Source organism: Runella sp. R0.1_18 (assembly GCF_057652155.1).
In genome coordinates, this window is sequence record NZ_JBYFCK010000016.1 from 54,685 (window position 1) to 67,548 (window position 12,864).

At 48.2% G+C, this 12,864-nt stretch carries 9 protein-coding genes; all 9 read right to left on the reverse strand.

What is annotated here, in order from left to right:
• Positions 1 to 70 precede the first annotated feature (70 nt).
• From AC23P2_RS23180 to AC23P2_RS23220, 9 genes are read right to left on the reverse strand one after another with little or no spacing between them, the layout of a single operon-like run.
• Positions 71 to 1,171, reverse strand: a complete 1,101-nt coding sequence (locus AC23P2_RS23180; protein WP_487775410.1) for an endo-1,4-beta-xylanase — start codon at positions 1,169 to 1,171, stop codon at positions 71 to 73.
• A 27-nt stretch (positions 1,172 to 1,198) separates the two neighbouring features.
• Entirely contained in the window at positions 1,199 to 1,534 is a 336-nt protein-coding gene (locus AC23P2_RS23185; RefSeq protein ID WP_487451627.1) for a hypothetical protein, read from the reverse strand.
• A 30-nt stretch (positions 1,535 to 1,564) separates the two neighbouring features.
• Positions 1,565 to 3,493: an alpha/beta hydrolase-fold protein gene (locus AC23P2_RS23190; RefSeq protein WP_487775411.1), complete on the reverse strand. Its 1,929-nt coding sequence runs from the start codon at positions 3,491 to 3,493 to the stop codon at positions 1,565 to 1,567.
• A gap of 27 nt (positions 3,494 to 3,520) precedes the next feature.
• Positions 3,521 to 4,909: a glucuronyl esterase domain-containing protein gene (locus tag AC23P2_RS23195; protein WP_487775412.1), complete on the reverse strand. Its 1,389-nt coding sequence runs from the start codon at positions 4,907 to 4,909 to the stop codon at positions 3,521 to 3,523.
• Positions 4,910 to 4,926: 17 nt separating this feature from the next.
• Entirely contained in the window at positions 4,927 to 6,027 is a 1,101-nt protein-coding gene (locus tag AC23P2_RS23200; RefSeq protein ID WP_487775466.1) for an alpha/beta hydrolase-fold protein, read from the reverse strand.
• Positions 6,028 to 6,050: 23 nt separating this feature from the next.
• Complete coding sequence (locus AC23P2_RS23205; RefSeq protein WP_487775413.1) at positions 6,051 to 7,214, reverse strand: alpha/beta hydrolase-fold protein; 1,164 nt, start codon at positions 7,212 to 7,214, stop codon at positions 6,051 to 6,053.
• A gap of 34 nt (positions 7,215 to 7,248) precedes the next feature.
• A complete protein-coding gene (locus AC23P2_RS23210) occupies positions 7,249 to 8,367 on the reverse strand; it encodes an esterase (RefSeq protein WP_487775414.1) in 1,119 nt (372 codons plus the stop codon).
• Between the two features lie 18 nt (positions 8,368 to 8,385).
• Positions 8,386 to 10,470: an alpha-L-fucosidase gene (locus AC23P2_RS23215; protein ID WP_487775415.1), complete on the reverse strand. Its 2,085-nt coding sequence runs from the start codon at positions 10,468 to 10,470 to the stop codon at positions 8,386 to 8,388.
• 22 nt (positions 10,471 to 10,492) lie between these two features.
• Entirely contained in the window at positions 10,493 to 12,862 is a 2,370-nt protein-coding gene (locus tag AC23P2_RS23220; RefSeq protein ID WP_487775416.1) for a carboxylesterase family protein, read from the reverse strand.
• Positions 12,863 to 12,864: the final 2 nt, after the last annotated feature.

Below are 12,864 nucleotides of genomic sequence, written 5' to 3' on the forward strand. Positions count from 1 at the left end.
TATGTCTTATTACAATAGATGGTTTAGGTTTTAAATACAAACCCAAAACCACCTATTGTAAAACTTTCACCTACTTTTTCAACGCTACGACCGAGTAAAACGCAGGTTTGGGCTGGTTATTACGGTCAAAAAGTAACGGGTAATTGGTACGACCACGCACAGGCCAGCCGTTGAGCCAGCTGTTGGCGTCGTTAACACCCCACAACGTCACGCGGGTTACTTTGCCTTTATGCTTCAAAAACAATTTGAATAAGGCTTCATAGTCAGCCGCCAACTGTTTCTGAACTTCGTCTGGCAAACCAGCCGTGTAAGGATTTAGACTGGGATTGCTGGCCATGCGCTGGTTGACATCGGCTCCCTGAAAATTACGGGGAAGCACCTCAATGTCCAGTTCAGTAAACATCACTTTCAGCCCCAGCGCCGAATACTGCAAAATGCTTTCTTCGATGTCTTTAAACGGCACTTTTCCAACGTGCCAGTGCCCCTGAATCCCCACGCCATCGATACGCGCGCCCGAAGCTTGTACTTTCTTGATAAGCTCAATACAGCCCGCGCGCTTGGCAGGTTGTTCGTTGTTGTAATCGTTGTAGTACAATTCCACATTCGGCGCGGCCTGCTGCGTGAGGCGGAAAGCTTCGGCAATGTAGCCTTCACCCAGATAATCTAGGAAAACAGTTTTGCGCAAAGTTCCGTCTTCGTTCAGGGCTTCGTTCACCACATCCCACGAAAAGATATTGTCTTTGTAGCGACCTGCCACGGTCTTGATGTGGTCGTTAAAAAACGTTTGAATTGAGTCTTTGCTGTGAATACCACGAATGAACGACGGCAGTTGACTGTGCCAGATGAGCGTGTGTCCATTGATTTTGATGTTGTGTTTTTTCCCAAAAGCAACCAGTTTATCGGGCACGACAAAATCGTAGGTATCCCATTTTGGATGAATCAACGCCGATTTCATCACGTTTTCGGGGGTTGCCATGTTAAATTGGCTCACAATCAATTGGGTCATCGCAGGGTCACGCTCCTCAATCTGGCCATTGTTCAAGGCCGTCCCGATGCCAAAATCGTTTTTAAAGGTATCTTTCAACGACGGAATGGATTGGGCAAAACCAGTGGTCGCTCCCGCCATCAGAATGGCCGTACTTACAGCCTTCACGCTTTTTTTTGAAAACATTTGATTATTGGGTTAATGAATAAATATCTACTGCTTGGCAAGCTTCATCTCACCGCGCTCACTTTTTACAACCAGCTCTTTTTCAGAGACCAACTCGCCTGTGTAGCTCATTTTACGGTCGTTGAATGAGATGGAATAAGAGATTTTTTTGCCTTCTACTTTGCCTTCTTCAATTTTGGCTTCGCCAAATTGCGTTTTCCACGTACCAGTCAATTTGTCGCCTTCTACTTTAAAGGTGTAGTTTACTTCAAACGTGCCGTTGGGCGTTTCGCGGCTGCCTTTCCAGTTGCCGTCAATCGGGTTTTGCGCCATGGCTACAAGGCTGGCGATTGATAAAATTAGAGAAAAGAATAAGGTTTTCATTGTACTGATTGGGGGTTTTGAATGGAACATTTATTTAAAAAGTAATTGAGAAAATCCGAACAAATCATGTCGCCAGACGGGCCAGGTATGCCCACCCGCGTATTCGCTGTACTGGTACTTGATACCCATGTCATCAAACTTCTTCATCATAATCTGGCAGTTGGCGTGGGCGATGTCTTCTTTCCCTCCCTGCGAAATCCAGAATTGTTTGATGTTGGCGTTGATTTTGTCCTTATTGGCCTGCATGAATTCGTACTGAGGATCAGACAGTTTGGCGTTGTTTGACCACCAGCCTGAACTAAATACCCCGAGGTAACCGAACATATCAGAGTTACGAACACCAGCGTGAAGCGTTTGTAAACCACCCATCGACAGACCAGCTAATGCACGGTTTTTGGCGTCGGTCAGGGTGCGAAAATTAGCTTCCACAAACGGGATGACGGCGTTTTTGAGCTCGTTTTCAAACTGGTTTAACTGCTGCATCCCAAAGCCAGCCACACCACCGCCGTTGCCGTAAAAGTTGCCGTCCACCATCACAATCAGCATGGGCTTGGCTTTGTTTTCGGCGATGAGGTTGTCGAGAATGATGTCCGTACGACCCTGCGTAGCCCAACCGCGCTGGTCTTCGCCACCGCCGTGAAGGAGGTACATAACGGGGTATTTTTCGGAAGACTTGTCGTAACCTGGAGGTGCATACACGTACATTTCGCGCCACGCATTAGAGGCTTTCGAGAAGTATTTTTTGATACGAATGTCACCGTGTGGTACGTCTTTGAGCGTATAAAATCCGCTGCCTTCGTACGGGATTTCGATGCCGCTCGCCATGCGTCCCATGCCGTAAAAGGTTTCGCTGGCAGGGTCGGCGAGCGCTACCCCGTCGATGATGAGCGAGTAGTAGTGAAAACCACGACTGATGACGTCGGTCGTAACGTTCCAGAAACCTGCCGTATCTTTCACCATGTCGTACTTTTTACCCAAATCCACCTGAACTTTCTGGGCTTGAGGGGCTTTCACATGAAAAACAACGCGGTTATCAGGCAGAATCTGCGGGTATTTTCCGTTGCGGATGTTGGTGGTCGCAGGCGTTCCCAATACCGAATACGAAGGCAGCGACGCCGTATCGACAGGTTTAAACAGGAACTGCGAGAACATAAACAACCCGTTTTTCCATACCTTAAAGTCATGCCCGCCCGCTTCGAGGTAGTAGATGTGCGGCACGCTGTTTTGGTATAAATAATCGTGGGTACGTTTGCTGAAAGTAATCAAGCCGTCGGCGTCACCGCACGAAATCCAGAGCAACTTCAGTTTCTGTTTGGCGTCATCAGGATTCGGGACTAATTCTTGCGGAACTTTGGTGTTGGGCGCCGAAGAAAATCCGCCCACCCAAGCGAATTTATCCAGATTGCCCAACCCAAAGTTCAGCGATTGCCCGCCGCCCATCGACAAGCCCGCAATGGCACGGTTTTCGCGGTCGGTAAGTGTCGGATATTTCTTTTCGACAAACGGAATCAGGTCGTTGAGCAGGTCTTTTTCAAAGGTTGCGAAGGCTTCTACTTTTTCCTTATCAAAGATATTTCCCACCGCGCGGTCGTCTTTCATGGCACGGCCGTTGGGCATCACCACAATCATGGGCGCGAGTTTGCCGTCGGCGTACAGATTGTCCAGAATCACCTGCGGATTGCCGCCTTTGAACCATTCTTTTTCGTCCCCGCCAATGCCGTGAAGGAGGTACAACACTGGATACTTTGTTTTTTTGTTAAAATTGGGTGGTGTGTAAATGAGCGCTTTACGGGTACTGCCGACCGTTTTGGATTCGTACTTTACCGTATCCAATTTACCCATGGCAATGCCCGTTCTGACCTGATCAAAACCTTTGGGCATTTCCTTGTCGGTGGGTTGGGCACACAAGCTGCCTACAAGACCGAAGAGTGAAAAAATAAAATATGATAAATGCCTCATATTGAATACATTATTAAGTAAATAATTTTATTCGTAGTATTTACAGTCGCCCCAATAGCGACAGGCCCAAGCTATCCACGTACTCCAGTTGGGGCCTGTACTGTGACCGCCAGCGTGTTGACGAAAGGCAATTTCGCCGTCAATCAGCGGAGTACCGAGCGACGGAAATTCGGAGGTGCTAAGGTCTTTTTTACCAAATAATTTGTAAACAGGCCCCGCATGAACGCCCGCCAGAAACATACCTTTGGCATCCACCCACTGCCCTTCCACCTGCGGAGAGCCCGAGCTGATAAAAACAGGGCGAGGTGCACACAAGGCCACAAGCGAATGACCATCGACGGGCATATCCTGCGGGGTAAGCGGGCCAGCATATTTCAGGAAATTGCCACAAAACCAATGGTATTCGCCCGAACCAGCCAGATTTTCGGCTTGCTCGCCAAAGATTCGGCGTAAGATTTTGGCACCGCCCGCCCCTGATGAGCCAATAAACGCCAGTGAAAAACGGGGCTCAAACGCCATAGCTACGGCAGTGGCTTTTCCGTACCGCGAAAGCCCTTCGATGGCAATGCGTTTGGTATCAACGTCCTTGTCCGTTTCGAAATAGTCAACGGCGCGGCTTGCTCCCCACGCCCACGCCCGTAATGCTCCCCAATCGTCTGGTTTGCGGAATTGCCCTTTGTTGCATAAGCCAATGATGCCTTCTGTCAAACCCGCACCGTTGTCGGCCTGAATGCTGGAAGGAACAATAATGGCGTACCCCCAACCTCTGGAAATCAACTGTTCTTTCCACGTCGGTTCACCCGCTGACCCTAATCCAATGGGTTGAACGGGTGCATTATTGCCAAAAGGAGAACGGATAAAACCAAATTCCATCACCACGGGTACAGACCCCGATGCAGTTTTGGGGGTTGCCAGTACCAGTTCAATGTTGACACTAATGGATGGATAGGCAGAATTGTCCACCACACCCCGCAGCGTTTTTTCTTTAATGGGTTGATTTCCCACGGTCGTGTCTTTCACCGAAACCACCTGCCAGCTCACTTTCGGGAGGTTGGCGGGCAATCGACCGTACATTTCCCGTTCAAAATCTTCCACTAATTCAGGACGTTTGGCAGCGACCCATTCTTTGGCCGACTTTACTTTTTTGCCGTTTTTGAGCACCAACGGATCGGGCAATGTATAAGGCGGCACCTTCGCTTCGTCCCGATTGGCGGCATTGGGCGCCGACGGATTACCCGACGGCCCAGGCCGCAGTGCACTGATTCCGAGTTGCTTCAACATTTGTTGATGGTCGGCCGTAGTCTTTCGCTGCATCCGCGCCATCAGACTATCCTGTTCGGGCGTACGGCGTGATTGCTGCGCCACAGCCACGACGGACAACATAGCCAGCAATAGCGTTGTTAAAAATGGTTTCATCACGAGGCAATGGTCTATTATTTAAACAACAACGGCGCTAATTGGTACAAACTCCTACGCCACGTCTGAAACTCGTGGGCAGTACCTTCTGATACATAGCCTACGGCGTTGAACCCTGCCGCCTTGAGTTCTTCGGTCGATTTTTTGACACCTTCGGGGCGTTCTTTGCTGCCACAGCTCAGAAAGATAAGCTTCACTTTCGACTTGTCTTTGATGTCGGCGGGGGCGTACAAACCACCACTCAGCAGGCCATAATACGCAAACACCTCGGGGTTGTTGAGGGTAATAGTTTTGGTTTCCATGCCACCCATCGACAAGCCTGCCATGGCGCGGTTGTCTTTGTTGGCCAACGTGCGAAAATTGGCATCAACGTACGGAATCAACTCGTTGATTAACACCGTCTGGAAAGGCTCTATCTTAAACTCACGGATTTTGCCAAACTTCACCTCATTGGTCATACCATAGGTGTTGACAATGATAAACGGCTTGATTTTTCCTTCCGCAATGAGGTTGTCCATAATCAGATTAGCCCGTCCCTGATTCATCCATGCCGTCTCGTCTTCGCCCCAGCCGTGCTGCAAATACAACACAGGGTATTTGCCTTTCCCTTTTTCATACCCCGGAGGCGTATAGACAAAAGCCCGACGGGAAGTGCCCGTGCTGGGCGACGGGAAAAGGATTTGTTGCACATTTCCGTGGGGGACATTTTTGAGGGCATAAAAATCCTGATCTTTGGCAGGAATCTCAATGCCGCTTTCCCAGCGCACCGAACCGTAAAAGTTGAGGGTGCCTGGGTCGTTGAATTTCCCGCCGTCAATCTTGACGTTATAGTAGTGAAAGCCTTCATCCATCGGGCCTTCGGTAGTGCCCATCCACGAACCATCTTCGGTTTTGGCGAGTTTTGTACCTCCTTTGCCCCCCAACCCCAAACTTACCCGCACGCTGTCGGCGGCAGGAGCTACGATTTTGAAACGGGCGAAACCCTGAGAATTAACCATCGGGTATTCCTGACCCGGTTGGTTGAGACTGGACGGTTTGAAGTCTTCGGCAATTTGAGCATGACAGAGTCCAATGGACAGTGCCGAAGCCATGAGAGTTTGTAAAATGTGGTTTTTCATCATGTTAAAGGTTTAGATAGGCTTTATTTGAACAAAACAGGCAATGTCTCATTGAGGTACTTCTTCACATTCATCCACGTGTGACCGCCGTCGGTGACGTAACTTTTGAAGTTTATCTTCTTGGTTTTCAGGTAATCTTCAAACTCGACCGTGCCTTTGTACAGGAAGTCGTCGGTTCCAATGCCTGACCAAAGCAGCTTGAAATCCTTGTTGGTTTTGGCAGGATTGGAAATGATGTTTGTAAAGCTTTTGTCCATCTCAGTGGGCGAAATGTAAGAAGCGTAGCTACACACGTACGCAAACTTATCGACGTTGTTGAACGCCGTCCGCAACGTTTGTCCGCCCCCGCGTGAGAAGCCGCCAATGGCGCGGTTATCGCGATTGTTGATGGTTCGGTAGTTTTTTTCGATATACGGAATGACGTGCGAAACCAAGTCGGTTTCAAACAGTTTCATTCGACGCAGGGCATCGTCTCCGTCGCGGGACATGACATCGGCGGGTTTGTCTTTGCCCGTTTGCTCAGCAATTTTTGCCAGCGGATTTCCGTAAGGCATCACCACAATCATGGGCTTGGCCGTGCCAGCCGCAATCATGTTGTCGAGCATCAAGTTCACTTTTCCCACTTTCCAGAAAGTTTCTTCGGTATCGGTCGTGCCGCTGATAAGGTAATAGACGGGATACTTTTTGGCTGTCTCTTTGGTATAACCCGCTGGTGTATAGACGACAACCGTCCCCGTTGAGCCTTCAACCGAAGGATAATATTCGTAGGTAATAGCGCCGTGGGGTACGTTTTTCAGTGCATAAATGGCGGGTTCATCCGAAGGGATCTCTACCAAACTTCCCTTAAACCGTTCATTCGGAAACAAGTAGGTATTGGCAGGGTCATTGATGGTTACGCCATCCACTTTGAAGCTGTACGGATAAATATCGGGTTTGATTGGGCCGACGGTTACCGACCAGACTCCTTCTGCATTTTTAGTCATGGGAACATCAACTGCGCCAAATTGTCCTCCCCCCAGAAGCACTGTTTTAGCGTTGGGAGCGAGGTAGGAAAATGTTACAGTTTTATCAGCATTGACTTTGGGAGAGACCACATAGGGAGCACGCGGAGGTTGTGCCAATCCCGCAAACGGAATAAGAATCAGCAACAGCAAGCCGATTTTTGTAAAGAAAGCAAAGGTTTTCATTGTTCATCTGATTGGTTAAGGGTGTATTGGTTTACTATTTAAAAAGCTTAGGAGCAATCACACTCAAATAGTGTTTTACATTCATCCACGTATGTCCACCGTCGGTAATGAGGCTTTCGTACTTAATCTTTTTCTGGTCAAGTACCTGCATATATTCCTGATTGACAGTATATAGGCCGTCTTCTTTACCCACACCAATCCAGAATAGTTTGAGGTTTTTGTTGGTCTGTTCGATGTTTTTAAAGGCTGCTTCGTTGTTGCGGTCAAACTCATTTTTGAGCATACCCGGAGCAAAGCCACAGACATAGGCAAATTGGTCACTGTTGTTCAGGCCAAAGTACAGTGTGGTTCCTCCGCCACCCGAAAAACCTGCAATGGCGCGGCTATTTTTGTCGTTGAGGGTGCGGTAATTTTTCTCAATAAACGGCATCAGATTGCCGAAAAAATCCTTTTTGAATTCCTGCAAATTGTCCCAGTTTCGCAAACTGCCCGACGATTTGCTGATGACGGGATAAGCCCGTCCGTAGGGCATCACAATAATCATGGGTTTGGCCTTACCCTGCGCAATCAGGTTATCGAGAATGACATTGGCACGGCCTACTTTTGTCCACGTTTCTTCGGTATCGGTGGTGCCGTGCAACAAATAAAGCACTGGATAAGAAGCCTTTGGGCTTGATTCGTAGCCAGCAGGCGTATAAACCACCACGGGACGCGTTCCTAACTCCGCCGACTGGTAATATCGGTACGACACCGTGCCATGGGGGACGTTTTGCAGGGTATGTACCAAAGGCGTATTTCCTGTAATTTCGACCACACTATTCTGAAAACCCTCATTGGGAAAAAGTGCTGAATTGGCTGGATCGGCCACCGAAATCCCATCAACATTGAACGCGTAAGGATACATATCGGGCTTCACGGGAGCAGTAGTAACGCTCCAAACCCCTTTGTCATCTTTGGTCATAGCCAAAGGCGATTTTTCAAACTGCGCACTGAGTTTCACTTCTTTGGCGGCAGGGGCATAAAACCGAAACGTCACCGAGTGATCAGGATGCACTTCGGGCGAAACAATGACGGGTCTTGACGTGGGCTGGGCAGTACAAATCTGCCATATACCAAGTAAAATAAGGGTTAAGAAAGTGCTTTTGGGGTACATAGGAATGTTGGTATTGAGTTAATTTGCCGTAATTATGTCCAGTTCGGCATAACCTGAGGCTGTTTTTTCCTGCGTGTTTTTCAACGCCCGAAACTTAATGTACCGCGCAGAAGCAGGAGCAAACGTTTTGACTTGCCAAAAAGGATTGTTTTTAATATTTGAAAACTCGCCTTCACTGACGACTTTCCAGTTGATGTTATCCTGAGATAGTTCAAATTGATAATTGGTAATAATGCTTCCTTCTTCCCACCAGTTTTGGGCGGGCAGATAGCGAAAACCTTCCAGTCGTTCCTCTTTCCCTAAATCCACCACTACCTCCGCAGGCATGGCCTGATTTCTTTTCTGGTGCCATGATGTCCCTGCATTGCCGTCCAGCAGCTTATTCACCCCTGCATCTTCGGTACTAAGTACTTTCCAGTTTTTACGGGAAACATCAAATTTTTCTTCACTGACAATACTGGTCTGATTGGTGAAGGGGTTAAACGTAATGGCTTTTATGTCTGCTTTCCCCTCAGGAGTCTGTACTGGCGAGGTATATTTTGCAGATTTTGCGGTAGGAGTACTACCATCTGTGGTGTAATAAATCTCCGATTCTTTATCGCCCGCTACCAAATGTAGCAGACCGTCTTTATCCCTAAGAATGGTTGGGGGAGTCAGAACGATGGGAGCTTTATAAATTTCGATATTTGAAATAAGCGGACAACTTTTGGCATCTAACACAGTAAACCGCAGCTTAGTAGCCTCTACAGTCGGAAATCTCAGGATGCGTTTGTAACCAATGGTGGTTTCTTTGGCAATGGCAATCCATTTCCCGTCCACAAATGCTTCGAGACTAAACGATTTGACCCGTTGTCCCAACCTGATCGGCTCCTGAACCAGAAAACGATTGAATGAAGTCGGCTTTTTGAAATCTAACGTCAGCGAGCCTGTAAGTGTGTTGTCATCCGTTGCCCAATACGAGTCTGTATCTCCGTCAATCACCTTATTGGCTCCATAGCGGGCGTTTTTGCCACGTACCTGCTCCGAAGAAGCCACTGCATTTTTAGCAAGATTATCGGCAAACGTTTCTTTAATTGTTTTGGTCAATGACTGAATCGCTTTTTCATCCTTTTCGTGAATAAGCCCGTTGGGCATAATAGGAAAATTGAGGAGCAAAGTGCCGTTTCGCCCGATTGAATGGTAATAAATGTCCAGTAATTGGGGCAATGTCTTTACCTTTCTGTCTTCCCGTTCATGGTAAAACCACTCTGGCCGAATGGACGTATTTACCTCTCCGGGTACCCATGCGTTTCCGTTTTCAAGGCCGTGCCGCAGCATTTGCTCGGGCACATCGCCCGTTGAATTCAATAAACTCCAGTTTGTCTCACCGACATAGCCCGATTCGGTTCCCACCCACCGCAGATCGGCACGGTCACCACCATCGTTCCAGATAACGATTTTCGGCTGAAGCTTACGAACCAGTTTGTAGGTATCGGGCCAGTCGTAGTACGTTTTTGCGTCAATTTTACGGGTTTCGTTGGCTCCGCCGTAGTAGCCCGAACCTCCGTTTGCTCCGTCAAACCATACCTCGAAAACCTCTCCATAGTTTGTCAGAAGCTCTTCCAGCTGGTTTCGGAAATAGGTAATGTATTCAGGTTTGCCATATTGAGGGTGATTTCTATCCCAGGGCGACAAATACACCCCGAATTTCAGTCCGTATTCTTTACAGGCATTTGCCATGTCTCGGACAATGTCCCCTTTACCGTTTTTCCACGGCGAATTTTTGACGGAGTATTCGGTATATTTCGACGGCCATAAACAAAACCCGCTATGATGTTTGGCCGTGATAATAATGCCCTTCATTCCTGCCTCTTTACAGATTCTGGCCCATTGGCGACAATCCAGTTTTTCGGGATTAAAAATTTGGGGGTCTTCATTCCCAAAACCCCACGCCATATCGGTGTACGTATTCACGGAGAAATGTACAAAGGCATAATACTCCATTTTTTGCCACCGCAACTGGTTTTCACTGGGCAGCGGCCCCAACGGTTTTGGTTCATCCTGCGCGTAACCCGTATAAAATACGAGGCAGGAAAAAAATAGAGCAATCAGTGTTTGTTTCATTGTACTATTGGTTCTTCTTATTCTACTTAGCCCATTCTTTCCCTTCGGGCGTCCGTCGCCATTCAAAATAAGAGTTCAGTACTTTCATGGCATCTTCGCTCGGAACAGGCCCCATAAACGCCTTTTGCTGAAAATACATGACCGCAGGTTTTTTGGCAGAAAATGATTCCCATTGCGGCAAATTTCCGCCGTTGGGATTACCGTTTTTGGCAAAATTTGTCCAGTACGTCATAATGGTTTCGGATATTTGGGGGTCAGTTGAAGACGCAAATTGGTCGGTCGTTCTGAAGGTACCGAACACAAAAGCTACATCTTGTGCATGAGGTGAGCCATACCCATATTTTGGCGAATCACTTGGAAAATCCTTATGCTGGTCGAAATAATAGTAAAATACTTTCTGTTTCGATGTTTTTGCTTGGAGGTTAGCCCATGCCCAGGTTTGCCAGCCAAAGGCCGCATCACGCGCCAAATCCCGCGCTGTTTTAGGAACGCTGTTTTCGGCAACGGGATAAGCTTCTATTAGTTTTTCGGCAAACGGCCCGTAACGTTTATTCGTGCTTTCAATGTAGTCTTTTGGTGTTTTGGGCGGCTGGAAACTCGCCCCTTCGTCGGAGTTGTAACCGATTAAGACAGGTACATGGTTGTATTTGCCTTTTTCGTACAAAACATGTTGGTCATCTGGAATTACATACCCATCTACAATTGGCCAGCCCCCTGGCATTCCGAAACCTGTTGGTAGTTTTTCGGCAGGGACAGCCCTCAACTCAGCAAGTGATTTTGCCCCTGCCTTTTCCATATATTCTACACCTTTGCTTTCGGCAAAAGAAAGCAGTTTCATGTTTTCACCAGGATAAGTGGTGATTCGGTGGGGGCCAAACGAGCCACCACTTTGAGAAATCGCACCATGAAAAAGACCTTTGGCCAAAGGAGAGGCGCAAAGCATACTGACGGCAATTGCCCCTGCCGACTCGCCGAAAATGGTCACTTTGTCGGGATTGCCTCCAAATTGTTTTATGTTTTCCTTAACCCATTTCAAGCCAGCAATCATGTCAAGAAGCCCATAATTGCCAGACGTTTTCTGGGCAGTTTCGGCACTGAGTTCGGGGTGAGCCAAAAAGCCTAATTGACCAACCCGATAGGCAATTCCTACTAAAATCACTCCTTTTTGGGCTATGTTTTCTCCATTGGTATATGGGTCTGATGTGGAACCTCCTGCAAAGCCTCCTCCATAGATATAAACCATGACGGGCAGGTTTTCATTGGCCGATTTGGCGGGTGACCAGATGTTCAAATACAAACAATCTTCGCTCTTGCCCGAAGGCGGATTTCCTCCCTGATAGGGGGCTGGGGCAAATTGGGTCGCTTGTTTAACGCCTTCCCACTTGGCGGCGGGTTGGGGCGCTTTCCAGCGCAGATTGCCTACTGGCGGAGCGGCGAAAGGGATGCCTTTATAAACAGAAAGTCCGTTTTCAGTACTTCCTTGGAGCAAACCTTTCTGTACTTTTACGGGAGCGGGTGGCGCAATGCTGCTTTCGTCGATGTCGATTTTTTTGCCTTGTGAGGCTAACAGTGCTGCTGCGTAGCGCTTGCCAAAAATGCGGATGCCTTCGCTGCTGAAATGTAGTTTATCGGGAACGGCGGGTAGTCCTTTGGACGAAACCACGAGGGCTTTCGGAATCACCTGCGGCAAGGTAGCGATGATAGGGTTCATGCTCGCACATTTGCCTCCCTGATCGGCATTGACCAGTTCTCCCGCCAGCAACGGGATAGAATTGGCGGGTAAATTCAGGTCGGTCAACAAATCATCGTAGATTTTTTTGACCTTCATTGGCCATGCTTTATCACCCGTGTTGGATTCGCCCTGATGCAGCAGAATGCCTTTGATAACGCCCACTTTTTGCGCCAAACGCGCCATTTCAACCAATCGTTCGTACGGATTTCCGCCGTATTGGTTGGCCATATTGATCATCCACGGCCTTTCTTTGGCCGAGGTATCAAGGTACATTTTATAATCTTTTTTATCAAAAATCTCAATTTTACTCCCCGCCACAGCGACGTGAACCAAGCCTACTTTGACGTTTTGCGGCAGATTGGCCACCAATGTTCTACCAAAATAATCGGCGGGTGAAAGACGGGTATTGCAGCGACAAAGCGGCGGTTTGGCGGTGTACCAGTTGCCTTTGGTTCGACCCAGTTCAGGGCAATCGACAGCGGCCAGTAAGCGCAGTCGATTGTCAACAATCGTATCCTGCGACTCAATTTTGGCAGGGCCTTCCATGTTCGACTGCCCGATGCAGAGGTAAATGTGGAAGTTGGGGTCTTGGGCATGGGCGCTAAACCCCAGAAGGGAAAGCAGCAGCGCTAAAAACAGGATTGAGATACTATGTTTCATCT

What these genes read in the sequence shown, in the direction of transcription:
- AC23P2_RS23180 (WP_487775410.1), bottom strand. Translation starts at nt 1,171, where the DNA reads ATGTTTTCAAAAAAAAGCGTGAAGGCTGTAAGTACGGCCATTCTGATG.
- AC23P2_RS23220 (WP_487775416.1), bottom strand. Translation starts at nt 12,862, where the DNA reads ATGAAACATAGTATCTCAATCCTGTTTTTAGCGCTGCTGCTTTCCCTT.
- AC23P2_RS23210 (WP_487775414.1), bottom strand. Translation starts at nt 8,367, where the DNA reads ATGTACCCCAAAAGCACTTTCTTAACCCTTATTTTACTTGGTATATGG.
- AC23P2_RS23215 (WP_487775415.1), bottom strand. Translation starts at nt 10,470, where the DNA reads ATGAAACAAACACTGATTGCTCTATTTTTTTCCTGCCTCGTATTTTAT.
- AC23P2_RS23185 (WP_487451627.1), bottom strand. Translation starts at nt 1,534, where the DNA reads ATGAAAACCTTATTCTTTTCTCTAATTTTATCAATCGCCAGCCTTGTA.
- AC23P2_RS23190 (WP_487775411.1), bottom strand. Translation starts at nt 3,493, where the DNA reads ATGAGGCATTTATCATATTTTATTTTTTCACTCTTCGGTCTTGTAGGC.
- AC23P2_RS23205 (WP_487775413.1), bottom strand. Translation starts at nt 7,214, where the DNA reads ATGAAAACCTTTGCTTTCTTTACAAAAATCGGCTTGCTGTTGCTGATT.
- AC23P2_RS23195 (WP_487775412.1), bottom strand. Translation starts at nt 4,909, where the DNA reads ATGAAACCATTTTTAACAACGCTATTGCTGGCTATGTTGTCCGTCGTG.
- AC23P2_RS23200 (WP_487775466.1), bottom strand. Translation starts at nt 6,027, where the DNA reads ATGAAAAACCACATTTTACAAACTCTCATGGCTTCGGCACTGTCCATT.